A 24,413-nucleotide genomic window follows, 5' to 3' on the forward strand; every position below is an offset into this window, starting at 1 on the left:
TTTTGTTTGAATTTATAGATTTTTAGATACAATGAGCTGAAATTTTTAAGGTAAAAAGTCTATAAAAAATGAAAGAAAATTTAAGAAACACTATCATTAAAAACGTTTTTTTCGTATCAAAACAGCCAGTTTTATTTAGAGATTTACTTGAAGCAAATGCCCTTTTTAACGAAGGTATGCTAGTTGATGGCGCAAAGCTAAATTTTAGATTTAACCACGTAAAGCTCTATCAAATTTACACACTTATCTGCTTTGTAGTCTTGTTTCCGCTTCTTATCATCACGCACCACTTTTTAGCAAAGGCTGACGCGCACATCTCGATAATCGCAACCACCATCGTCACTTCAGCTGTCTTTATCGGCTTTGATATGTTTAAGGTTTGGGCAAGAAGAGAGATAAGCCTAGATCTTATAAAAAAGGCTTGGAGCGTGCATTTTCCATATTTTGGATATGAAAAATATTCAAGCAAGGTTGAAGAAATTTACAACACCGCTCTTAAAAATGACGTTTCAAAAAAAGATTTAGAACAATATATATATGAAAAGCTAATCTCTCAAAAAGAGAGCGCTGAGTAAATTTCACTTTGCCCTAAAGCAACTCTCAAAATTAGCTTTTTAGCGTTTTCGTCCTTGCAAAGCAGTTTCGTTTCTATCTCGCTTATGAAATAATATGGAAGCTTCCTCATCTTTTTATCTAGCATCAAAAACCTATCTGAGATGATTTTTATATCATTTTGCAAGGCGTTTTTCTCTTTTAACTCATCTAAATTCAGATAATTTCTAAGCTTAACCAGATCGCTATTTATATCATCAAGCTTGCTAGCTATAAATTTTGCATTTTTCATATTATCATCGTCTAAATTTTTACTAACTTTTATAGCGTAGTTTAGCTCATTTAGCGAACCTAAAACCCTTTTTTCATCCGTGCTAAAAGCATCTTTGTTTGACTCATTTAGAGAAATTTGCACTAAATTTCTAAAACCTATCAAGGCACTGCTTAAGCTATTTTTTATCGCTGTATAGTCATTTTTCTTAGTTAGCATATATGTAAGAAAAACTATCAAAAAGCCAGCTGCCACGTCAAGCAGTCTATCGACCATAAGAGCTAAAAAGTCTCTTTTTATAAGCGAAAAAATAACTGTGAATTCAAACATAAAAGCCGTTGCAAAGACGATTTGTTTGTATGATTTTAGATAATAAACCAAAAACATACCGATAAAGACAACCACGTAAAATGCGTATGATTCACCCATAAATTTCACAAAAGCAAGCGCGATAAAAAAGCCGATAACTCCGCCAAGAAGGCTATCTCTGCCAGCATTTTTTAAAGCATCTTCGTCGCTTTTGTTTAGACTCATCACTGCTATGGCTATCCAAATTCCATGATTTATATGCATCGCCTGCGCTATAAAAATGGCTATCGACATGCAAATGGCAAGCCTTAAAGACTCTTTTAATATTTCATTTTTTAAATTTAGCTTTTTAAACGCCTCTTTTAGCGTGATCTTTTTTGTCTTATTAAACGAGAGTTTGTCCTCGCCGCCCTCTTTTATAAGCAAAAATTTATCATAAAGCACACCAAGCGAGCTTGCAAAAATTTTAAAATTTGAGTTTTTAGCTAAATTTAGCGCATCAAATTTTAGCTTTGGAGTTTGATTTTTGAAAATTTTTTTAAGCTCAAAAAGGTTGTAAGCGATCTCATTTTTTACCTCATTTAAAAGCGCTTTGTCATCGATCCTTTCAAACGAAGCGCCTAATGTTCGAAGCAAAAGAGCGATCTCTTCAACTTTATAAAAATAAAATAGAGCCCTAGCTTGATTTCTAACTAGCTTAACATCTTTTATCTTTAGGCTTTTGTTTGCAAAAATTTCTTTTGATTTGTCAATCGAGCTCATCAAATCTGCAATACTTGCGTAAAAATGGCTCGTGCCAAGCGCCTTGCTCGACAAGATGGCGTTGTCTAGTAAAAAGCTGATGCTCTTTTTAGTAAATTTGCCGTATTTGCCAAAGTTTTCAAATTTTATGATGATGCTTAGCACGCCAGCAAGCACCAGACCACCGATGCTATCAATCACATTTAGCCCAACTGCGGCCTTTGTTACAAAAGCAACTAGCCCTGTTGCATTTACGGCAAGCAAAATTTTGTTTAAATTTGAGCTATAAATTTGGCTAATACCTACCACAAATATCCAGACAAATACGATAAGCGAGAGCCAAATGCCAAGGCTGATAAAAGGATCAACAAAGGGCATAAAAGCGCAAGAAAGCGCAATATAAAGTAGTAAAAAGGCAAATTTGCTCCTATCTTTGCACTCAAGCTCGCCAAGAAAGAAGATGCCCATCGTGATATTTACAGCCATGATGGCGCCGCTTAGATGAAAGAAGTAAAAGCACAAAAAGCAGTTAAAGGCGATAGTCGTGGCAGCTTTTAGCGAGTAGATGAGCTGGAAATTTGCAGGGTCGTAGTAATGGATGAAGCTTTTAAATTTCTTGATTATTTCCATTGACGCTCTTGCATATTGTTTAAAATTTGATTTTTATAACGCAAATTTTCAAGCTTTATGCTAAGAGCTCTGTTTTCCTCAAGGAGCATATCTCGTTTGCCGCTGATATCGGCAATATCTCTACTTATATAATAAATTTGATTTGCTATGTAAATTTTTGGCAAAAATAGAGCCAGCGCTATAAAAACCGCAAGATAGACCATCACTAGCGTCTTAAAGCTTAAATTTACCTCACGTTTTTGCTCCTCGTCGTGAAGTGTTAGCAGCTCTTCTTTTTCTTGCATCTTTATCCTTTTATCTTAAAAACACGCAGTTTTGCGCTCTTGCTTCGTGAGTTTTGTGCTAGCTCACTTTGGCTTGCCGTTAGTGGCTTTTTGGTTAAAATTTCGCCCAGTTCGTGGTTATTTCCGCACTCACATCTATAGACGCCAGGCGGGCAGATACAGCTATTTGCCCACTTTTTAAAGCGCTCTTTTACGATCCTATCTTCAAGCGAGTGAAATGTAATAATCGCCACCAAGCAATTTTTAAAACCGCCCTTTTCTATACTATCAAGCAAATTTGTTAGCTCGTCTAGCTCGCCATTTACCTCTATCCTGATCGCCTGAAAAGCTAGTATCGCAGGGCTAACGCCACGCCCTTTTATCTGGGCTGTGCCTATTATATTTGCAAGCTCTTTTGCGCTTGTTATCTCGCCTAAATTTCTAGCATTTATTATCTTATTTGCGATCCCAGAGGCATTTTTTAGCTCGCCGTAATCCCTAAAAATCCTAACTAACTCATCAAACGAGTAGCCATTTACCACGTCATAGGCGCTAAATCCTCGCTCTTTATCCATGCGCATATCAAGCGTGCTTGAGCCAAGACTAAAGCCCCTATCATCTTTATCTATCTGCAAAGAGCTAACGCCAATGTCAGCTAAAATCCCTCTAACATTTGAAATTTCATCGCTGCTAAGTTTGCTAATAAGCTCAGAAAAATTGCTCTTATAAATTTTCACTCTGCTGCCAAATGGCTCAAGTTTTTTGAGCGAGAAATTTATAGCTTCGATGTCTTTGTCGCAAGCGATCAAATTTAAATTTTTATTTTGAGACAAAATGGCACTAGAATGTCCAGCATATCCAAGCGTGCAATCTATAAAATTTCCACGCAGGTCTTTAAAAAATGATAAAACTTCGTCAAGTAAAACGCTAATATGCGGACTTTGCAACACTGCCTCTTTAATGAATTTAGTGTGAAAATTTATCGAAATTTTACTTAAAAAGCTATCATTACATAAAATTTTACACAAATTTTAAGATAGCTTAAATATAATCACCCAAACATAGGAGAAAAAATGGACTTATTGCACTCAACAAATGAGATAAAAAAGATATCTCTTTCGATGTTTAGAAAGAATTTTTTTGGTGTTTTTCATGGTTCTATCTCAGCAAGGGTAGAAAAAAATCAATTCATCATCAACAAGCAAAGTGCCATTTTTGACGACTTGCAAGATAGTGATCTAACGCTTCTTTCATCTAAAAAAGACTACCGCTGGAATGATGCGAGCTTGGATGCTGATATACACTTAAACATCTACAAAAACATAAATGAAGCAAAATTTGTCTGCTACGCCATGCCTCCATACGTGACAGCTTATGCAATGAAACATGAAAAGATCGCACCAAAAGACTATTTTGGATGCATGAGATTTAATGAAATTTTAGTCTATGATCCAAAGCAGTTTGACGACTGGTATGAGCGTGCTGAGACAGAAATTTATAGAGCGATGATAGAGAAAAATACTAACGTCGTCGTGATCAAAGGATACGGCGTTTACGCGTATAGCAGGAGCCCTCAGCTACTTGCAAAAGATATAGCTTTGTTAGAAAATAGCTGCAAACTGCTTCATTTTACTGGTGATTACAGCGATTTTAGCATTTAAATTTTTGCTAACAAAGATAAAAAATGTTAGTAAAAATTTAGCAAGAAACGTTTTTATAAAGCCCCATTTTAAGCTTATTTAAGCCAAATTTATATAAAATATCGCACAAGCTTTGTTAGTATTTTAAAGGAAGAACTTAATGTTATCTTGGATGCAAAAACATAAAAAATACCTAGTCGTGACAATTTGGGTAAGCACGATAGCTTTTGTCGGTGCTGGTTTTGTCGGCTGGGGCGCATACGATCTAAACAGCAACAGAGCTACTTCAGTAGCTAAAGTAGGACATAGAAACATAAGCGTTCAAGAGTTGCAACAAAAATACGATAGACTTTATCAGTACTACAATAACATATTTGAAGGCAAACTAACTCAAGAGAAAGCTGAAGAACTAGGCTTAGAAAATGCTGCACTTCAAGCTGCTATCCAAGAAAATTTATTGCTAAATTTTGCAGACGATATCGGTCTTAGTGTTAATAAAGATGACGTTTTAAAATATATAATCGTCGATCCAACATTTCAAAAAGACGGCGTTTTTGACAAAAATTTATACTATGATGTGCTAAGAAGAGCCAGGATAAACCCAACTGATTTTGAAGATAATCTAAAGCTAACTATCTTACTAGACAAACTTAGAACTATTTTAAATTTGCCTGCAAGCAAAGAAGATATTGCGATGATGGAAGCTAGCTTTTTCATGCAAGATAAATTAGCTGTGCAAGTAGTAAATGCTGATCAAAGCGAGATCAAAGTAGATGAGAAAGAGCTAAAAGATCTTTGGGAGATAAACAAAAATAACTATATGACAAAGACACTTTATGGCATAGATACATACTTTGTCGAGTCAGAAAAAAGTGATGCAAACGAGAGCGTTTTAAAATCTTACTATAATGAAAACCAAGATAAATACAAGGGATCTGATGACAAGATAAAACCTTTTAACGAGGTAAAAGCTGAGGTTAATAAAGACTATAACATAGAACAAAGCAAAACTAACGCTTTAGAAAAGTATGTCGCTGTAAAAAAAGCTGAACTTGCAACCAATGGTTTTATAAGCGTAAATGAAGACAATGCTACTTTTTCACTTGATGAGATCAAGGGTGCAAAAGTTGGCGAAGTTATAAAACCATTTATCTACAAAGATGGCTATTTAATAGCTAGAATAAAAAGTATAACTCCTCCACAACCTATGAACTTTGAACAAGCAAGAGCTAATGTGCTTGAAATTTATAAAAATAAAAAAGAAAAAGAAATTTTAACAGCAAAAGCAAAAGAGACTCTACAAAACTTTAAAGGCACAGATGTTGGCTTTGTTAGCAGAGAGGTAAATGGCTCTATTGCGGGCTTAAATGAGAGCGATACAAGAGCTTTTGTATCTCAATTTTTTGATACTAACAATACAAAAGGTTATGTTATATTAGATGACAAAGCCGTAGTGTACGATATTTTGGAACAAAAATTGCTTACTAACAATATAAATAACAACTATAAGCAAATAACACAACAAAATGTTGCAATGCTTAAAAACAATGAGTTGATAAAAGATTTAACAAATAAACTTCTAAAATATTATGAAGTTAAAGAATATGTCAAAAGGTAAAAATTTTGAGTACTAGAATTTTAGGCATAGATGTCGGATCATTTCAAATTTGTGCTGTTATAGCAGAACAAAATGATGATGGCATAAAGATAATAGGAATAGGCACAGAAAAAGCACAAGGTATAAAAAAGGGCGCTATAAACAACATTGAACTAGCTGCAAAGTCTATAAAAAATGCACTCATAGAAGCACAAAAAGTTGCAGGCACACACTATGAAAGAGTAGTAGTTTCGATATCTGGCAAATATACTAAAAGCGTAAATAGCAGTGGCGTAGTAAATATACCAAATCATGAAATAGGCATAAAAGAGATAGAGCGTGCTATGCAGATGGCAGATCACAATGCCGAGACTTCACCAGAATATGAAAAACTTCATGTCTTACCTTACAACTTTAAAGTAGATGGACAGGAATTTATAGAAGATCCTATCGGCATGAATGGCACTAGGCTTGAAGTGCAAACACATATCATAAGCATTCAAAAATCACAACTTAGCAACCTAAGAAAAGCTGTAAATTTAGCAGGCGTGCAAGTTGATAACGTAGTTCTTTCTGGTTACGCTTCAGCCATAGCAACACTAACAAAAGACGAAAAAGAACTTGGTGCTGCGCTTATAGATATGGGCGGCGAGACATGTAATATGGTAGTGCACGCTGGAAACTCACTAAGATACAACTCATACCTACATGTTGGCTCGGCAAATATAACCATAGATCTTTCAATGGCACTTCATACTCCTTTACCAAAAGCTGAAGAGATAAAACTAGAATATGGCAAGCTAGTAAATAAATCAGTAGATCTTATCGAGCTTCCAAGACTTGGTGATGAGCAAAAAACTCACGAAGTTTCACTTGATGTTATATCAAATGTCATCTCAGCCAGAGCAGAAGAGACTGTGATGGTACTTGCAAATATGCTTGAAGATAGTGGATACAAAGATCTTGTTGGTGCTGGCATAGTACTAACTGGCGGCATGACAAAGCTTGATGGGCTAAAAGACCTAGCTTCTGCGATATTTGACAACATGCCAGTTAGGATCGCTAGACCAAAAGAGATGGATGGTTTATATGAGATTTTAAGAGATCCAGCAAATTCTTGTGCCATAGGACTTTGTATGTATGGCGCTGGAGAATTTACGCCTTATGAGATAGACTCAGAAAAAAAGATGAGATATAAAGGTGAATTAAGATCAAAGCCAAAAACAAATTTCAACATTTTTGAAGAAGAGAAAAAAGAGAAATTTGAAGCAAAAAAACAGGAAAAAGATGATTTTGAAGAGGGCATTGAGCTTGTAAATATGGATATAAATTTAGAGCAAACAAACAACAAAAACGAGCTTGCAAATATCGCTGATATAAGTAAGCAAGAAAAAAAACCAAGTGCTTTAAAGAAATTTTGGCACAGCATGACACAACTATTTTGAGGAGAATTTTTACAATGAGCAACAGTTTCACAATTGAAGAGAACAAGAGCCTATATAGCGCAAAGATAAAGGTAGTAGGCGTAGGTGGTGGTGGTGGTAATATGATAAACCACATCATAAGAGAGAATCCAAATTTAGACATCGATCTAATGATAGCAAACACAGATGCTAAGGCACTTGACAATTCTCCTGCACACACAAAGATACAGCTTGGTGAAAAAAAGACAAAAGGTCTTGGCGCTGGTATGAGACCAGAGATTGGCAAAGAAGCTGCACAAGAGAGCTACGAAGAGATAAAAAGTGCTCTTGAAACTTCTGATGTTGTGTTTATCGCTTCAGGTCTTGGCGGTGGTACAGGTACAGGTGCTGCTCCGGTTGTTGCACAAGCTGCAAAAGAGATAGGTGCGCTCACAGTTGCTGTTGTGACTATGCCTTTTTCATTTGAGGGCAAAAAGCGCAGCAAGCTAGCTGATATCGGTCTAAGTGAGCTTAGAAAAGAGAGCGACTCTATCGTTATCATACCAAACGACAGACTTTTAACTTTGATAGATAAAAAATCAGGCATCAAAGAGAGCTTCAAGATGGTTGATGAAGTGCTTGCAAGAGCGGTAAATGGTATGTGTTCTATCGTGCTTGACTCTGGTGTCAGCGATATCAACCTCGACTTTGCTGACGTAAAAACAGTTATGAGCCACAGAGGTCATGCTTTAATGGGCGTTGGCGAGGCTTATGGCGAGGGTGCAGCTCAAGAAGCTATCAAAAATGCTATCCAATCACCACTACTTGATAACATGAACATAAACGGAGCGCTTGGCGTTTTAGTTCATTTTAAAATGCATCCAAACTGCTCACTTGATGATCTTCATAGCGCGATGTCAATGATCGAGGAGGCATCTGATGATGATGCTGATGTGATCTTTGGTACAACAACTGATGAAAACATAGAAGACAATAAAGTCGAAGTTACTATCATCGCAACAGGTTTTAAAGGTGCTGAAAAAGAAAGCGAAGAAAAAAAAATAGCCCAAGAGCCTGAAAACGATCTTTTAAATAAAAATATAGTTTTAAAAAGAAGAGTAAGCGGTGGATATAACAGTGATGAGTATATCTCTCAGCTAGATATCCCATCATATCTTCGTCACCAAATGGACTAAGTCCTAACCAAAAATTCTCCTGTTAAATTGCAAGTTTATCTTGCAATTTACCTTTTCATATATTCAAATTTTAACCATTACCTAGCAAATGCCTAAAATTATATTCTATAACTCGCATTTTTAGTTTTTACTTGCGTAAATTTATTTGTGAATTTATTAAATACTTTAAGCACTCCCAAACAAATTTAACTATGCTTTTATGATATTTTTAAAATTTAAAGTAGAAGCTTAAGAAGAAAAGCTAGAAATTTGCCAGCTAAACTAAATTTCTAGCCAAATTTATTATTGCACTCCAAGTTGTGCTTTTACAAAGTCACTTGCCATTTGGATATTCCACTCTGGCTCCCAAACTAGGTCGATCTCGCACTCTTTCACACCCTCCACGCCAAGCACAGCCGTTTCAACCCAGCCAAGTATCATCTCATGAAGCGGACAAGACTTGGTTGAAAGCGTCATCGTTACCTTTGCTTTGCCGTTTTCATCGCAGCTTACGTCGTATATCAGTCCAAGCGAAACGATATCAAAGCCAACCTCGGGATCGACGATATTTGATAGAGCATCATAAATTTTTTCTTTCATTTTTTATCCTTTAAAACCAGTAAATTTAAAAACATTTATCATATTTACAGCAAGCAAAATGATGCTTAAAGCCATAAAAATCATACTTGCATAGACCAAATTTCTAACTTCAAAGCTAACCGCCAAAGGATAGCACACAAGCGAAATAGCATTAAATGCTATGGCAAAATATGCAGCTTTTTTTAATATCATCGCATCAAGTAGAGGCACTTTTGCCTTGCCAACAAAGGGTGCTACGTAGTGATACCAGATAAGAAATGGCGCGATCTTATAAAGATGAGCCACGATAAAGGCAAACAAAAAGCCATATATCATAAAAAATGCAGCCAAATTTAGCTTTTCAAAAATCATAAATATAGCAGCCATAAACAAAGCAAGCAGTGAAAGAGCGATATTTACATTCCAGTAGTCATACGCCTTTCTCACGCGCTTTTTCAGGATATAAAACGCCTGAGCTATAAAAAGCAAAGCTGCAACAGCCACCGCAAAAATGGCTAAATTTTCATCAACCGCCAGCAAAACTCCAGCAAAAATATAAAAGGCAAGAGATGCTTTGCTGAGTGTAAATTTAAGATCATGCGCCAGCGCAAACATCGGTAAAAGCACGCTTGCAGCCCCAAGTATCACGAAAAATACAAAACCCAGCACAAAATATACGTGAAATTTTAGCGTCATAGCAAAATCAAGCATAAGCGTGCCACCAAGTATCATCACTAGGCAAAATCCAAGCGTTATGCCAACTAGCAAAAATATCGCCGAGACAAAGAGTGCAAAGGCAGCGAAACTTCTTTTTTCATTACCCATAAAGCTTAGCGCATAGGTCGAGCCAAAAAAGAGAAGTGTGCCAAAGAGAAAAACTGCGCCGATTTGCAAAATTTTAGCCTCGCCAAATATCATCGCATAGCTCATAGCAAGCAGCGACAGACAAAAGATGACTAAATTAAAAATTGCCCCTTTGACCGTAAAAAACGGCTTTTCTAGTATGACCGAGGTTAGCTGATAGAGCGCTCCGATGATGATGCTCATCACAAAGCCCACGAAAAATATATGCAAAAAGCCAGCCGTATTTAGCGAGCTAATCGCCTCAAAATCAGCGTAGAAAAAGGCCGGAACGCTAAGCGCTAAGAAAAAAATGCCAGCGATAAAGTAGCCGCCAACTAGCTTAAATGGCGGCGCATAGGTGTTTAAAAGCATTTTAGTGGCAAAGGCTAGTGTCTATGTTTTCTATGCTCGCACCCTCTTTTAGGCTAAAAGTCATCTTCACAGCCCCGCCCTCAAGGTCCTCGCGCTTAATGTCAAAGCTCTTTTCTATCTTTGGGATGAGCCCAGCTGGAAATTTGTGATTTACCATCACGATCTTTGTGTTTTTATCAGCAAATTTTATTGCCAAAAGCGCGTTCATCATGGGCTCTGGCGGCACGCAAGGACGTGAGTCAAAGCCTACAAAATTTGCTCCATTTTCACTAAATTTATAAAATGGCACCGTCGCACCCTCTACGTCAAACTGCTCTGCGTTTTTGAAAAATTCACTCATTTTTTCTCCTTTTGATTTTGGAGAATTATACTCTGATTAAACTTTTCAAACCATTGATTTGCTTCAACAAAAGCTATTTTACGTAGGGGATAAACTCCTCGTATCCAAGCCTAGCCATATCTTCAAGCGGTATAAATTTCAGACTAGCTCCGTTTATGCAGTATCTTAGCCCGCCCTTATCGCTTGGTCCATCGTCAAAGACATGCCCAAGGTGCGCATCGCTGTTTTGCGACTTCACCTCGACCCTTTTCATCATAAAAGAGTTGTCTTCTTTATACGTAAGCGCCGTTGTCGTGATAGGCTTTGTAAAGCTTGGCCAGCCACACCCTGCGTCAAATTTATCAGCGCTTGAAAAGAGCGGCTTGCCACTTGTGATATCAACATAGATGCCCTTTTTGTCAAATTTATCATACTCACTGCTAAATGGCCTCTCAGTCGCCGCTTCCTGCGTCACGGCATACTGCTCGCTACTTAAAGTTTTCTTTAGCTCCTCTTTGCTAAGTGGCTTAAATTTAGCCTCATCATAAAGCGGTTTGTCGGCTAAATTTAGATCTATATGGCAGTATCCAAAAGGGTTTTTGTCAAGATAGTCTTGGTGATACTCCTCGGCAATGATGAAATTCTTAAGTGGTGCTACCTCAACCACGATCTTATCTTTAAATTTCTTTTGCTCTATCTTTATAAAGCTCTCAATAACTGGTAGATCGTCCTTGCTAACATAGTAAATCCCACTTCTATACTGCCTGCCGACGTCATTGCCCTGTTTATTTAGCGAGGTCGGGTCGATCACTCTAAAAAAATGAGCCAAAATTTCAGCCAAAGCAACCCTGTTTTCATCAAATTTCACATAAAGTGTCTCGGCGTGATCGCTCTCGTGCAGCTCACGGTAGCTAGTGCTTTCACTCTTACCATTTGCGTAGCCCACTTTCGTATCCACCACGCCAAATATCTTTTTAAAATAGCCCTGCATGCCCCAAAAGCAGCCACCTGCTAAATAAATTTCTTTCAAATTTTGCCCTGCCATCGTCTGCTCCTTTAAAAACTCATCTTTTGCCATCAAATTTACACCCAAAAGTACCGCCAAAACCAAGAGAAAATTTAATATCTTTTTCATGTGAGCTCCTTTTTTGAAGGATTATATAAAATTTAAAGTTATAAAGTGTGAAGTAAGGGGCAAAGCGCCCCTAAATTTTAGTGTAAGAAGTGTCTAACGCCGGTGAAATATAGCGACATGCCGTGTTCATCGGCAGCCTCTATCACCTCATCATCTCTGATGCTACCGCCTGGCTCGATGACGCATTTTACCCCCACTTTGCTAGCGATGTCGATGCTGTCTCTAAACGGAAAGAACGCCTCACTTGCAAGCACGCAGCCGCTTAGATCGATCTTTAGCTCTTTTGCCTTTGCTACGGCCGCACGAGCAGCATCCACACGGCTAGTCATACCCATGCCAATAGCCACCATAGCGCCATCTTTTACATAAACTACGCAGTTACTCTTCGTTAGTGCAGCCACTTTCCACGCGATCTGAGCGTCTTTTAGCTCGCTGCCAGTTGCAAATTTCTTACTCATTTGCTTCATATTTTCAAGCTCTTCGTCTTTTACGAAGTCTCTTTCTTGAAATACAAATCCACCATCGATGTGCTTAAAGTCAAATTTATCATTTGCACGGACTAAAAATTTATTATCCTGAGTGAAAATTTTGATGCGTTTTTTGCTCTCAAATACCTTAAGTGCGGCATCATCTACATTTGCAGCGATGATTACTTCAACGTAAATTTCATTTATCTTTTTAGCTAGCTCCTCATCAAGCGTGCCATTTATCGCGACTACACCGCCGTATGCCGAGATCGGATCGCACTTAAGCGCTGCCACGTAGCTCTCTAGCAGCGTATCTTTTACCGCAAAGCCGCAAGGGTTAGCGTGCTTGATGATAGCCACAGCAGGAGCGTCATCAAAGCTAGTTGCAAGCATTAGCGCGCCATTTATATCGGTCATGTTATTGAAACTTGCCTCGCCTTTTAAGGCTCTAAAGTTGTTTGTGAAGAAATAATCAAACTCATAAAGCGCGCCTTTTTGGTGTGGATTTTCGCCGTATCTGGTGTCAAAAACCTTGCTTCCCACGATAAATCTAGCATCACCAAAACCACCATTAAATCTATCATTCATATAGTTTGCGATCATGCTGTCATAGGCTGCTGTGTGCTCGAATGCCTTTATCATCAGCGATCTTCTAAAATCACAATCATCGCTTTTCTCTCTTAGGCGCTTTAAAATTTCATCGTAGTCAAGCACGCTTGTGACTATAAGCACGTCTTTAAAGTTTTTAGCAGCGCTTCTTACCATGGCTGGGCCGCCGATGTCGATATTTTCGATGATCTCGGCAAAGTCATCAGTCCTGATGGTAGTCTCTTTAAAAGGATATAAATTTACGCAAACTAGGTCGATGCCCTCGATGCCATGCTCTTTTGCCTGAGCCACGTGCGTAGCGTCATCGCGTTTGTGCAAGATGCCACCATGTATCTTTGGATGAAGGGTCTTTACCCTGCCTTCAAACATCTCAGGCGACGCCGTAAATTCGCTAACCTCAGTGGCTTTTACCCCCTCAGCCTTTAAAAGTTTGTAGGTGCCACCAGTTGAAAGTATCTGCCAGCCAAGCTCTTCTAGCCCCTTTGCAAACTCTACAATGCCCTCTTTATCGCTAACGCTAAGCAACGCTCTCATTTTTTCTCCTTTATTAAATTTTTTATCTTTTTGTTAAACACATACCTTTTACAAGCAGAAGCTGCCCCATTTTTATATCCTTTGCGATATTCTTTATCGATAAAGCTTCTAGCGTCACCATAACATTTGCAGCTGCATCTATATAATAGTCTTTTCTATCTACAAAGTTTTCACGCTTTTGACCAACAATATCAACGCTAAAGGCATAGCTTGAAATTTGATTGCCATCAAAGTAACTCGCATCTAATACGCTTAAATTTACAGGTTCCTCTTTCTCAAACGCCTCGCATATCGGCTTTTTCGAGCTAAATTTCATCACCTTTATGCCGCGATCATACGAAAAGATATACTCACTAATTTCGTTTAATTTTTTTGCTTGAACTGACATAATGTCACTCTTGTTGCCATCTTTATCGACAAATATTATGCTCACATTGCTATCTTTAACATCGTAGTTGCTGATGAGCAACCTTTGATCTTGATAAAGCTCGCTTTGCGTAAGCTTAAATTTTATCTCTTTTCCATCGACATTTACCACTTTAAAATCATTACAAAAGCCAGCCACCGCTAACAATAAAATAATAAATTTCTTCATCTAAACTCCAAATTTCTCTTTTAATCGCCCATAAGCCTCATTTATCTCCTGAAGCTTTTTGGTTGAACGCTCTATCACCTCTTTGCTCTCACCTCTGCCCATCAAAATATCAGGGTGATACTGCCTCACTAATTCTTTGTATCGCTGTTTGATCTCATCGAAACTAGCATTTTTATCAACGCCTAAAACCTCATAAGCATCCTTATCGTTTAAATTTAAATACAAATTTGTGTTAAATTCTTGCCCATAGAAATTTGCAAAGTCTGCTATGATCTCATCTAGCGTCTCTTTGCCTATGCCAAATCCATAAGCGATATTTGTGATCACCTTTCGCTCGCTCTCGTTTAGCTCGCCGTCGATGTAGGCTAAATTTAAAAAATAAGTAAGTCTTGCGATGCAAATTTTATAGCTCAGCCTAAAGCTTTGTTTGTAGTTTCTGGCGGTTTCATAGGCGTTATCTACATTTTCTTTTTGGCTCTTATATACCTCTTTTAGATACTCACGCACGCCGCTAACACCGCTAACTTTTTGGCTTAGATCGTCAAGCACTTGAGTGATCAGCCTAGCCTCTAGCTCGCTAACTCTGCCGTCACTTTTAGCGACTTTTGCAAGCAGTGAGACTAGAAATTTAGCCTCATCTACATTTGCTTGTTTCTTGCGGTTATTGCCTATTTGCACGCTCATAAAGAAAAATATCGCACCGCCTAATATCAGTAAAAACAAAACTCCAGACATATTACCACAAGTGATAGATCGTATTTTTTATCTTGCCATTTACTAGCTCATTTTTACGCCATGAGCTCTCGTCGTTCATAACATTCCAGCGGCGCTCCTCAGGGCGATAAAACCAGTCTTTATCGATCTGATAGTAAATTTGCTTGCCGTTTGTCTCGATGATGTTTGCGATGTTGTTATCGTGATAGCTGTTCTCATCGTAGTCTGTAAAGGCACGCTGTCCCATCTCTGAGTAAAGCAGCGTTAGCTCCTGAAGCATCTCGTTTAGATCATCGTCCATTTTTTTGACATGCAGGCCGATCTCCTGCGCCTCACGAAAGAGTATTGGATACTCGTGCGCTGGGTAGTCTGCGTTTAGTCGCTCTGAAATTTCAACGATCTTTTTGTCATCATCTATGTGATATCTAAGCAGCTCAGAGCAAATTTTAAGTGAGAGCGAGCTAGCGCGATCAACCGCACCAAAAACTAGCGGATGTATGTACTCATATAGCGAGTTATAGGGGTTTGTGTCGTTTGGTCTATCCTTGTCCTGCTCTTTCCAAAGCTTCACCACACGGCTAAGCTCGTCCATCGATACACTAACTAACTCGTTGCCCTTATTTGTAGGGCTAAGTTCATGCTTGAGCGATGTATCAACTGGCGTTAGATATGCTAGTGGCCCCATGACGATCTCATTTGCGCCAAGCGCCATCATCGTAGCAGCTGAGGCGCAGTTTGATGGGATCAGTGCTATTAAATTTTTGCAGTAGTTTCTAAGGGTGCTAATGATCCTAAGTGCGGCTATACCGCTTCCGCCGTCACTTTTTATGAAAAGATAGGCAGTGTCTATCTTTTTACCCTTTAAAATTTCATACATTGCACTGGCATCGTTGCCGCAGACATTACCAGCGTTTGAGTTGTAGTAGGTTATCAAAGGGGCATTTAGCCTTTTTTCGATCGTACTTATCAAATTTTGAGTATCGCTAAAGAGCACTGGCGGTTTTGCCACGCCCTTTTTCTCGTTTTGCTCTACTTCCTTTTCCCCGCTTGCTTTTTGAGACTTTTTAGAAAACATCTCTTAGTCCTCCTTTTTTACGATTTTCGCAAACTCTTTTAGATAAATTTCTCTTACGTCCTCTAAGCTCTCATCGATATCATTTAGTTTAAATCTCTTGCCTCCGCTAACGCCAATCTTTTCAAATCTCACACCAAATTTAGCCGCAAGCGTTTCAAATTTAGCTTCGTCTTTTACACCCACGACCGCCCTTGAAAAGCTCTCGTCAAAGATGAAATTTGGCTCTTTAAATTTAACTTCACAGTTTGCGCCGATGTTTGAAATACTAGCCATTTTTGCTAGCGTGATAGCAAGACCGCCTACGCCTACGCTATTTGCAAACTCTAAAATTTGCTCTTTATTCGCCTCTATCACTAGCTCCCAAAGGGCCCTTTCAGCTTTATAATCAACCTCTTTTAGCTTGCCACCAACCACGTTAAATAGCGACTTTGCGTAAAGTGAAGCCGCAAATTCTCCGCTTGTCTTGCCAAGTAGATATATCGCTCTACCCTCGCTTGAAAATGTGCTTTTTAGATTTAAATTTGCATCTTCATTTACGCCCACAGTGACGATGGCTGGCGTTGGATAGACGCTAACACCGTCAGTGTCATTATAAAGGCTCACGTTACCGCTAACGACTGGCGTATTTAGCTCACGGCAAGCCTCTTTTATGCCCTCGCAGCCCTCTTTAAACTGCCACATCACCTCTGGATTTTGCGGGTTGCCGTAGTTTAGGCAGTCGGTGATAGCAAGTGGCACAGCGCCGCTCATCGCTACCTTTCTACCAGCTGCCGCGACGGCTCTTGCAGCGCCGATCTTTGGATCAACAAAATTTGCTCTAGGGTCGCACTGCGCAGCCATTGAGACAGCCTTTTTAGTGCCTTTTACTCTGATGCTTGCAGCACCTAAGTGCCCTGGCTGTTTTATCGTATTTGTCTGTATATTTGCGTCGTATTGATCGTAGATAAAGCTTTTATTTAGCACTTCTGGCTCTTTTAAAAGCTTAAAAAATGCCGTTTTATTATCAACATTATTTGGAATTTCTAAATTTGCTATCTCATCAAGGTATTTTGGACGTGCGACTGGACGATCAAGCACAGGAGCTGCCTCGCTAAGTGGGCCGATAGGGATTTCGCCTGCAAGCTCGTCGTGCCAGTAAAGCTGCATCACACCGCTACTTGTGACCTCGCCGATGATCTCAGCGTCAAGGTCCCACTTTCTAAAAATTTCAAGTACCTTTTGCTCATAGCCTTTTTTAGCACATATCAGCATTCGTTCTTGAGACTCGCTTAACATCAGCTCATAAGGCGTCATGCCAACTTCGCGCATAGGTACGCGGTCTAGATACATCTTCATGCCGCTGCCACTTCTGCCAGCCATCTCAAAGCTAGAGCTTGTTAGCCCTGCTGCACCCATATCTTGGATGCCGATGATGTAGTCTTTTTTAAAGAGCTCTAAGCAAGCTTCCATAAGCAGCTTCTCAGCAAATGGATCGCCCACTTGCACCGTTGGGCGAAGTGATTTATTTTCGTCATTAAAGCTATCGCTCGCCATCACAGCGCCGCCAAGTCCGTCCCTGCCAGTCTTTGAGCCTACATAGATGACTGGGTTGCCCACACCTTCAGCCTTGCCGTAGAAAATTTCATCACTTTTGCAAAGTCCAAGCGCGAAGGCGTTGATTAGGATATTGCCATTAAAGCTAGGATCAAAGGTGGTTTCGCCGCCGATCGTTGGGATGCCCATGCAGTTTCCGTAGTGTCCGATACCAGCTACACTTCCTTTTAGCAAATATCTATGCTTTTTGGCTAGCTCACCCTCGCCTCTTATCTCACCAAAACGAAGTGAGTTCATGTTCGCAACGACTCTTGCGCCCATCGTAAAGACGTCTCTTAAAATTCCACCAACGCCAGTTGCAGCGCCCTGAAACGGCTCGATAAAGCTTGGGTGGTTGTGACTCTCCATCTTAAATACAGCTGCAACCCCGTCGCCAACGTCGATGACGCCGGCATTTTCACCAGGTCCTTGGATGACCCAAGGTGCCTTTGTCGGAAAGCCGTTTAGGTATTTTTTGCTTGATTTGTAGCTGCAGTGCTCGCTCCACATCGCTGAAAATATGCCAAGCTCTAGTAAATTTGGCTCACGGCCTAGGATTTTTAAGATCTCCTCATACTCTTCATCGCTGATTTTATGTGCTTGTATGGTAGCTTTATCCATTGATGTAACCTTTTAAGAATTTTAAGCTATTTTACAACCTTGCTTATAAAAAGTTACTAAAAAGCCTTTTGAAATTTACTAAAACAAAGCACATTTGAGAGAATTTCACCTTGTCTCACGAGGTCACTTTCGATAAATGTTTTGTAAAAATTTTGCGTTAGCGTCTCAGCCTTAATCTTCTCTTCATCTTCGCTTGAAAGGTTGAAATAATACCTCGTCTCTCTTAGAAAAAAGCCTTGATCATTAGATATATCTGAGTTTAGGATCACTGCAAAAAAGCCATTTTTCAAAGGGTGATTTGTCACGCTTTTTACTTTTATCGCCTCTTTGCCGCTTGCAAAAGCTTCGCAAACTGGCATGCTCTTTGTGCTATAAACCACGCTCTTTATAGCGCCATTTGAAATTTCATAAAATTTGATATTTTTAGCCTTTATTAGCTCATCTATATCGTTAGAATTTGATAGCACAGCGTCCTTGCTAGTGTCTAGGTTTTTAGCGATCATCGTTTTATTTGCGTCGCCACTTTGCATTAGCTCGCCAAGAGCGCTAAATTTGCCATTTTCGCCAGCTACTTTTATCTCAGCCTTGCCGACAATGTTTGCAAATTTATTAAAGTCATCTAGGCTGTTTTGCAGCTTATAAAATTTCATCTCGTGCAAGGTTTCGTTATTTTCAAGATAGAGTAAATTTGACTTTTCGCTTGGCTTTAGAATTTGCTTGCTAGCACACCCAATAAAAAAGATAACAGCAGCTAAAAATAGAAATTTTGTCCTCATTTTCCCCACACAAGATAGATATAAATTTAAATGCCCTCTAGCGCAAATGGCTAGAGAGCGGTAGAAATTTGTTTTTACGCTTTGAAAACTTTTTCAAGATGCGCTTCATACTCTTTTAGGTATCTTGGCACATCTGGCATCTTGATAACATCGCAGCAGATAAAGTGCGGAAGCGACTTTAGGCCCATAAATTCATTTGCCTTTCTAAAATGAAAATAAACTCCATCAACGCCGCGCGCCTCAAAAAACTCATTTGGATCGCTAAATGCCTCGGCTGGGGCATTCCAAGTAAGGCTTAACATAAATTTCTTGCCATTTAGCAAGCCGCCCTTGCCGTAGTTTTTCGCTGGATCTACCCTGTGCCTGCCATCACTCGTATAAAGCTTGCCATGACCTGCTGTAAAGACCTCGTCGATATATTTTTTCACTATCCAAGGCTCGCCCATCCACCAAGCTGGCATCTGCCAAACTACCGCATCCATCCAGAGAAATTTCTCAACTTCAGCCTCGATATCATAGCCTTGATCTATCACGGTTTGCTTTACCTCGTGACCCATTTTCGCTAGTTTTTCGCACGCAAGATCGTGAAGTGTTTGATTGAGCCTGCCATCTGAATGGCCAAATTTTTTGCCACCATTTAAAAGTAAAATTTTCATATTCTCTCCTTTAAAAAGCTCAGATTTTAACCAAAAAAAGTATCATTTTCCTAAACAAAAATGGCTAAACATCTCGTCTAAAATTTCGCTTCTCTCAAATGGCTTTGTGATGCTTGCAAGTGCCTTTACCGCGGTATTTAGCTCATAAGCAAAAATTTCTAGTTCCTCTTCATTTAGCCTAAAAAACGCTCTTTTTAAAGCCTCGCTCGCCTCTTTGCAGCTTAAAATTTGGCGGTTTGAGCTTAGCATGATCTCGTCGGTGTCTTGTGTCTTGAGATAGCCCTCAAGCTCTTTTAAAACTACGCTCGTATCATTTTTTGCTGAAATTTTGATAGCGCCCTCTAACTCTATGTCAAATTTAAACGCTAGATCACTTTTATTTAGGATAAAAAAGGCTTTTTTGTTTGAACTAGACACAAGCCTAATTATCTCTTTATCTTGCTCGTCACTTGGGCAAGAGCCATCAAAGACAGCTAGGATGATGTCGGCCTCGTTTATGGCTGAGATCGAGTAGTTTATGCCGATTTGCTCGATCTTTCCAGCATCTTTTCTGATGCCCGCGGTGTCTATTATGCGAACTAGATGTGAGCCGATCTTGAAATTTTCTTCTATCCTATCTCTAGTTGTGCCAGCCTCGTCGCTGACAATCGCGCGCTCATAAGCCAAAAATGAGTTTAAGATAGAGCTTTTGCCAACATTTGGCTTGCCGACGATAGCGATCTTAAAGCCATCTATGAGCCCTCTTCTTTGCTCGCTAAGAGTTGCTATGCGTTCTAGCTTCTCGCTATTTTTTAAAAGCATCTGCTTAGTCTGCTCTAGCAAATTTGCAGGCAGATCATCATCAGCATAGTCGATCATAGTCTCTACAAAGGCAAGAGTTTTGACAACTTCACCCCTGATCTCGCCTACAAATTTACTAAGATCACCTTGCATTTGACGCGTTAAAATTTTAGCAGCGATCTCACTTTTTGAAGTGATGAGCCCTTGCATCGCCTCGGCCTTGGCTAGATCCATCTTGCCATTTAGAAATGCTCGCTTACTAAACTCACCAGGCATAGCAAGCCTAGCACCAGCTCTTATTAGCTCATTTAAAATTCTCTCGCTCACCATAACGCCGCCATGAGTTTGAAATTCGACGATATCCTCACCAGTAAAACTTGCTGGGCCTTTAAAATATATAACGATAGCTTCGTCTAAAATTTCATCATCAAGGGAGTAAATTTTGGCTAGCTTTGCGTATCTTGGCTCTAAATTTGAAAGTTTAAGAAGTTTTAAAGATGTGGCCAGGGCATCCTTGCCGCTAAGCCTTACGATAGAAACTGAGCCGATGCCATAAGCTGTGGCAAGGGCTGCGATAGTTTCACTCATTTTTTGAAAAAGTCATTTACAACGACAAATTTGCCGTCATTGCCACTTTTTATGCCGACATATTTATCTGGGAATTTCTCTCTAAGCTTCTCAAGCGCGATCTTGACCAAAACCCCATCAAGTGGCTTTGTTTGGGCTCTACCGCTATTTTGCACGCGCTCGATCACACCATTTAGATATTGATCCATCATCGCTTCTTGATTTTGCAAGAACTGCGCGATCTCTAGGCGGATAGCAAGGTTGTATTTTGAATTTAGCCAGTTATAAAACATGTAAGAGATCGCTTTATATCTATAACCCTCTTTACCGATAAGTAGCGCCGCATCAGCTCCATCTAGCTCTATAAGCACGGTCTCATCGTTAAATTTACTAACCTCTACCTTATCTATCTCAAAGCAGCTTGCTTTAAAAAGACGCGTCATGCCCTCTTTTATCTCAGGCAAAATTTTATCAAAGTCGATTACAACTTTTTCTTTTTTCTCTTTTGGCAAAGCTTGAGGTACACTCTCTTCATCTGTATGGTTGAAATTTTCGATGATTGAAGTATCTAGGATATTTTTAGGAGCACTTTTGCTAACTTGTGGCTCTTTTACCACTTTAGTCTCTTTTTGCTCTTTTGGCTCATCAAGCCTTTTTATAACATATCCTGGCTCTTCAGCCTCTTTTTCGCCCTTTTCAGCAAAGGCATCTTTTGCAAGAGCTGAGTTTTTCTCGCTTAAATTTTGCTTTTCGTTTTTATGCTCTTTTTGCTCAGACTTAGCCTCATTTTTCTCATCTTTATGCTTTTTAGGATTTCGCTTTTTATCATTATGATCGTGTTTTTTGCTCTGCTTTTTCTCTTCTTTTACACTCTCATTCTCATCACTTTTTTTAGCAAAATTTCTATCATTTTTTGGTTTATGCTGTGGTTTTGGCTGATTTTCTAAATTTGCCTCAATGATCGCTGTCTTTTTAAAAAATCCAAAAATTCCGCCACTTGGATGTTGCAAGACCTTTATATCAAGCTCAGTGACTGAACAGTTAAGCTGCTCGGCTGCCTTTTGAAATGCCTCTTGGAGGGTATTTGCTTCTATTTTCATTGAGCTTTTACCTCCGCAGCTTTTTTATGTTTTTCAAAAAGTTTATTTACAAAGACTTGTTGAACGACCGAACAAACATTATTTACAAACCAGTAAAGCGTAAGACCTGCTGGGAATGTCACAAAGAAAAATGTGAAGATCAAAGGCAGGAATTTCATAACCTTTTCTTGCATAGGATCGGTAAATGTCGTTGGTGTAAGTTTTTGTTGTAAAAACATCGTTAGACCCATCAAGATAGGTAGCACAAAGTATGGATCCATCACTGAAAGATCGTGTATCCAAAGTATCCAAGGAGCGCCTTTTAGCTCGATCGCATTTAGTAAAACGCGGTAGATCGCAAAAAATACAGGAATTTGAAGCAAGATCGGCAAGCAGCCACCCATCGGGTTTGCGCCATGTTTTTTGTATAGCTCCATCATATGAACTTGCATCTTTTGCTTATCGTCTTTATATTTTGTTTGGATCTCTTTTACCTTTGGAGCAAGCTCTTTTAGCTTATTCATCGATAGCATACCCTTATATGTAAGTGGGAATAAAACTATCCTTATGACAAGCGTTAGCACAACTATCGCCCAACCCCAGTTGCCAATGTAGTTATGCAAGAAATTTAAGAACGCAAACATCGGCTTTGCTATAAATGTAAACCATCCATACTCGATAACGTCGTTTAGTCTCTCATCCATCGAGCTTAAAATTTTATGCTCTTTTGGTCCGATATAAGCGCCTAGTTTTAGACTATCGTTTGCCTTTACAAAGACGATAGGATTGTTATTTACATCTTTATCTACAACTGCTTCAAATGGCTTATTAAACGAGTAAAATAGCGCTGTGTAGTATCTATCAGATGCAGCTGCTATAGTTGTGTTTGCATAGTTTTTAACCTCTTTTGCATCGCCATCTTCTATGATATTTAGGCTATCGTCTGTATTTCTAAGCATGACACCATGAACTGTGTAGCTATCTATCGCGATATTTGGTCTAAAGCCAGGAGTGATGAAATAATCAACACTTTTACTTAAATTTACTTCAATCTCATAACGACCATTTGGGTAAAATTTGATATTTTTTGTAACTGTAACACCATCTAAATTTTGAGTGAGTTTTATAGTTTTAGGCTCGCTGCTAGCATCTACCTCGCTAGCGTCACTGCTATATGCAACCTTAAAAGCATCAGCATTTAAAGTGCTATCGTTAAATCTAAGCTCAAGTGGTAATGGATTTTGCGAAACAAGCTCGATTTTGTTACCATCTTCTGTTTTGTACTTATCTTCGGTGAGATAAAACTTCGCAATCCTGCCCAGCTTATCTATCTTTGCTTCGTAGCTTTGACCTTTGATGGTAGCGATTATCTCGTTTGAAGCTAAAATTTCATTTGATTTTGGAGTATCGTTAGCAGAGGCTGGAGCTTTGCTTTGATCCATTGTTTGAGAGATCGTTGTCTGGTTTTGCTCTAGTGGAGCTCTTTTTGGCATAAAAAAGTCATATACTATAAAAAATACGATAGACAAAAGTGCTGCAAGAAGCAGTCTTTTTTGCATAGACATCTGTTCCATTTAATTTTTTTCCTTTAATTTATCTAATACTTTTACGACATAAAATTTACTATTTTGGCAAGGGATAAACCAGAAATTTACATTTTTGGTATCGCTTTTTTGAAATATAAAACATGAGTTAAATTTTTTGCGGATGATTGGGTAGTTGATACCGCCTTTGAAAAGTTGATTGCATCTTAAAATTCGCATAAATGTTGCAAAAAAAGCAGAGAAAAAGCTATTTGTTTGAAATTCCCAAATGGCGTATTGTGAGCAAGTCGGATAGTAGCGACAGCTTTTTGGCAGAAGTATGGAAATATATTTTTGATAAAAAGCGATAAATTTAATCGCAAATTTTTTCATTTTAGACATCCCATTTTTTTTGTAGACCAGCTCAAATTTTTACAAATTTTGTCAAATGAAATTTCTGTAATTCCATTTTTTGCGACCATAATGTAAGTGCCATCTTTTAGCTCATTAGAAATAGAAAAAAAAGCAGCTCTCAAAAGCCTCTTTGCTCTATTTCTAACTACTGCCTTTCCCACTTTTTTGCTAGCAACAACTGCTAATTTTTTTTCAATTGTAGGCTTATAAAAAACTACGCAAGCATCACAGTGCCATTTGCTGGCCTCTTTATAAACCTGAGAAAATTCTCTCGAGTCACTTAGTGACTCAAAACCAGCTAAGCAGCCAATCTTTTTCTACCTTTAGCACGTCTAGCGTTGATAACCTTGCGGCCATTTTTAGTTTTCATTCTTAAACGAAAGCCGTGAGTGCGTTTTTTAGGGGTTTTATGAGGTTGATAAGTCCTTTTCATTTCTATCCTTAAAGTTAATATAAAAAGTGGGATTTTATCAAAGCAATACTTAAATTCCTTTGAATAAATCAGCCCGAAAAAACTATAATTTAAACTTTAAGTAAATCAAGTTATAATCCAAAAATGAAATTTCATAAAAATAAAGATCTCTTAGAAAAATTACTTTTTT

General features: G+C 38.7%; 25 protein-coding genes. 5 read left to right on the forward strand and 20 right to left on the reverse strand.

Annotation, left to right across the window (positions count from 1 at the left end):
* The first annotated feature begins 68 nt into the window (after positions 1 to 68).
* On the forward strand, positions 69 to 575 hold the full coding sequence (locus tag F3G88_RS04665) for a hypothetical protein (protein WP_149704921.1): 507 nt from the start codon (positions 69 to 71) through the stop codon (positions 573 to 575).
* Here F3G88_RS04665 and F3G88_RS04670 read toward each other — a convergent pair.
* From F3G88_RS04670 to rsmH, 3 genes are read right to left on the reverse strand one after another with little or no spacing between them, the layout of a single operon-like run.
* A complete protein-coding gene (locus F3G88_RS04670) occupies positions 554 to 2,503 on the reverse strand; it encodes an FUSC family protein (RefSeq protein WP_149715496.1) in 1,950 nt (649 codons plus the stop codon). The two genes, F3G88_RS04665 and F3G88_RS04670, sit on opposite strands and share 22 nt — an antisense overlap.
* Positions 2,494 to 2,787 carry a hypothetical protein gene (locus F3G88_RS04675; protein ID WP_002940285.1) on the reverse strand — a complete coding sequence of 98 codons (294 nt, stop codon included), beginning with the start codon at positions 2,785 to 2,787 and terminating at the stop codon, positions 2,494 to 2,496. The genes F3G88_RS04670 and F3G88_RS04675 overlap by 10 nt, the downstream gene beginning before the upstream one ends.
* 2 nt (positions 2,788 to 2,789) lie before the next feature.
* The gene (rsmH, locus tag F3G88_RS04680) at positions 2,790 to 3,713 is read right to left on the reverse strand and encodes a 16S rRNA (cytosine(1402)-N(4))-methyltransferase RsmH (RefSeq protein WP_149715497.1); all 924 of its coding nucleotides are present in this window, start codon (positions 3,711 to 3,713) and stop codon (positions 2,790 to 2,792) included.
* 126 nt (positions 3,714 to 3,839) lie between these two features.
* Between rsmH and F3G88_RS04685 the strand changes: the two genes are divergently transcribed.
* The 4 genes from F3G88_RS04685 (at position 3,840) to ftsZ (ending at position 8,602) form a co-directional block, all read left to right on the forward strand.
* On the forward strand, positions 3,840 to 4,427 hold the full coding sequence (locus F3G88_RS04685) for a class II aldolase and adducin N-terminal domain-containing protein (protein ID WP_002940326.1): 588 nt from the start codon (positions 3,840 to 3,842) through the stop codon (positions 4,425 to 4,427).
* A gap of 139 nt (positions 4,428 to 4,566) precedes the next feature.
* Positions 4,567 to 6,024: a peptidylprolyl isomerase gene (locus F3G88_RS04690; RefSeq protein WP_149715498.1), complete on the forward strand. Its 1,458-nt coding sequence runs from the start codon at positions 4,567 to 4,569 to the stop codon at positions 6,022 to 6,024.
* A 5-nt stretch (positions 6,025 to 6,029) separates the two neighbouring features.
* The gene (gene ftsA, locus F3G88_RS04695; protein ID WP_149715499.1) at positions 6,030 to 7,448 is read left to right on the forward strand and encodes a cell division protein FtsA; all 1,419 of its coding nucleotides are present in this window, start codon (positions 6,030 to 6,032) and stop codon (positions 7,446 to 7,448) included.
* 14 nt (positions 7,449 to 7,462) lie between these two features.
* The gene (gene ftsZ / locus F3G88_RS04700; protein ID WP_103566946.1) at positions 7,463 to 8,602 is read left to right on the forward strand and encodes a cell division protein FtsZ; all 1,140 of its coding nucleotides are present in this window, start codon (positions 7,463 to 7,465) and stop codon (positions 8,600 to 8,602) included.
* Between the two features lie 282 nt (positions 8,603 to 8,884).
* Here the strand turns inward: ftsZ and F3G88_RS04705 are convergent, their stop codons facing one another.
* From F3G88_RS04705 to rpmH, 17 genes are all read right to left on the reverse strand, one after another.
* On the reverse strand, positions 8,885 to 9,181 hold the full coding sequence (locus F3G88_RS04705) for a metal-sulfur cluster assembly factor (protein WP_021093003.1): 297 nt from the start codon (positions 9,179 to 9,181) through the stop codon (positions 8,885 to 8,887).
* 3 nt (positions 9,182 to 9,184) lie between these two features.
* Positions 9,185 to 10,375 carry a peptidase M50 gene (locus F3G88_RS04710; RefSeq protein WP_149715500.1) on the reverse strand — a complete coding sequence of 397 codons (1,191 nt, stop codon included), beginning with the start codon at positions 10,373 to 10,375 and terminating at the stop codon, positions 9,185 to 9,187.
* A 1-nt stretch (position 10,376) separates the two neighbouring features.
* Positions 10,377 to 10,715 (reverse strand): hypothetical protein, encoded by a 339-nt coding sequence (locus F3G88_RS04715; RefSeq protein WP_149715501.1) that lies wholly within the window; start codon positions 10,713 to 10,715, stop codon positions 10,377 to 10,379.
* 73 nt (positions 10,716 to 10,788) lie between these two features.
* Positions 10,789 to 11,829 carry a peptide-methionine (R)-S-oxide reductase MsrB gene (msrB, locus tag F3G88_RS04720; protein WP_149715502.1) on the reverse strand — a complete coding sequence of 347 codons (1,041 nt, stop codon included), beginning with the start codon at positions 11,827 to 11,829 and terminating at the stop codon, positions 10,789 to 10,791.
* A gap of 77 nt (positions 11,830 to 11,906) precedes the next feature.
* Positions 11,907 to 13,439, reverse strand: a complete 1,533-nt coding sequence (purH, locus tag F3G88_RS04725) for a bifunctional phosphoribosylaminoimidazolecarboxamide formyltransferase/IMP cyclohydrolase (RefSeq protein WP_149715503.1) — start codon at positions 13,437 to 13,439, stop codon at positions 11,907 to 11,909.
* Between the two features lie 22 nt (positions 13,440 to 13,461).
* The gene (locus F3G88_RS04730) at positions 13,462 to 14,034 is read right to left on the reverse strand and encodes a hypothetical protein (protein ID WP_149715504.1); all 573 of its coding nucleotides are present in this window, start codon (positions 14,032 to 14,034) and stop codon (positions 13,462 to 13,464) included.
* Positions 14,035 to 14,769: a DnaJ domain-containing protein gene (locus tag F3G88_RS04735; protein WP_149715505.1), complete on the reverse strand. Its 735-nt coding sequence runs from the start codon at positions 14,767 to 14,769 to the stop codon at positions 14,035 to 14,037.
* 1 nt (position 14,770) lies between these two features.
* On the reverse strand, positions 14,771 to 15,823 hold the full coding sequence (locus F3G88_RS04740) for an SDH family Clp fold serine proteinase (RefSeq protein WP_103598235.1): 1,053 nt from the start codon (positions 15,821 to 15,823) through the stop codon (positions 14,771 to 14,773).
* Positions 15,824 to 15,826: 3 nt separating this feature from the next.
* Positions 15,827 to 18,016 (reverse strand): phosphoribosylformylglycinamidine synthase subunit PurL, encoded by a 2,190-nt coding sequence (gene purL / locus F3G88_RS04745; RefSeq protein WP_149715506.1) that lies wholly within the window; start codon positions 18,014 to 18,016, stop codon positions 15,827 to 15,829.
* Between the two features lie 56 nt (positions 18,017 to 18,072).
* The gene (locus F3G88_RS04750) at positions 18,073 to 18,792 is read right to left on the reverse strand and encodes a DUF8095 domain-containing protein (RefSeq protein WP_149715507.1); all 720 of its coding nucleotides are present in this window, start codon (positions 18,790 to 18,792) and stop codon (positions 18,073 to 18,075) included.
* A 74-nt stretch (positions 18,793 to 18,866) separates the two neighbouring features.
* A complete protein-coding gene (locus F3G88_RS04755; RefSeq protein ID WP_149715508.1) occupies positions 18,867 to 19,448 on the reverse strand; it encodes an NAD(P)H-dependent oxidoreductase in 582 nt (193 codons plus the stop codon).
* 42 nt (positions 19,449 to 19,490) lie between these two features.
* Positions 19,491 to 20,816 carry a tRNA uridine-5-carboxymethylaminomethyl(34) synthesis GTPase MnmE gene (gene mnmE, locus F3G88_RS04760; RefSeq protein WP_149715509.1) on the reverse strand — a complete coding sequence of 442 codons (1,326 nt, stop codon included), beginning with the start codon at positions 20,814 to 20,816 and terminating at the stop codon, positions 19,491 to 19,493.
* Positions 20,813 to 21,895 (reverse strand): Jag N-terminal domain-containing protein, encoded by a 1,083-nt coding sequence (locus F3G88_RS04765; RefSeq protein WP_149715510.1) that lies wholly within the window; start codon positions 21,893 to 21,895, stop codon positions 20,813 to 20,815. The genes mnmE and F3G88_RS04765 overlap by 4 nt, the downstream gene beginning before the upstream one ends.
* Positions 21,892 to 23,448, reverse strand: a complete 1,557-nt coding sequence (gene yidC, locus F3G88_RS04770; protein WP_149715511.1) for a membrane protein insertase YidC — start codon at positions 23,446 to 23,448, stop codon at positions 21,892 to 21,894. Before yidC ends, F3G88_RS04765 begins: the two co-directional genes overlap by 4 nt.
* Entirely contained in the window at positions 23,449 to 23,790 is a 342-nt protein-coding gene (gene yidD / locus F3G88_RS04775; RefSeq protein WP_002940252.1) for a membrane protein insertion efficiency factor YidD, read from the reverse strand.
* The gene (gene rnpA, locus F3G88_RS04780) at positions 23,787 to 24,122 is read right to left on the reverse strand and encodes a ribonuclease P protein component (protein ID WP_035142427.1); all 336 of its coding nucleotides are present in this window, start codon (positions 24,120 to 24,122) and stop codon (positions 23,787 to 23,789) included. The genes yidD and rnpA overlap by 4 nt, the downstream gene beginning before the upstream one ends.
* Positions 24,110 to 24,244, reverse strand: a complete 135-nt coding sequence (gene rpmH / locus F3G88_RS04785) for a 50S ribosomal protein L34 (protein ID WP_002940373.1) — start codon at positions 24,242 to 24,244, stop codon at positions 24,110 to 24,112. Before rpmH ends, rnpA begins: the two co-directional genes overlap by 13 nt.
* Positions 24,245 to 24,413: the final 169 nt, after the last annotated feature.

The organism is Campylobacter concisus, assembly GCF_902460675.1.
Lineage (GTDB): Bacteria > Campylobacterota > Campylobacteria > Campylobacterales > Campylobacteraceae > Campylobacter_A > Campylobacter_A concisus_AJ.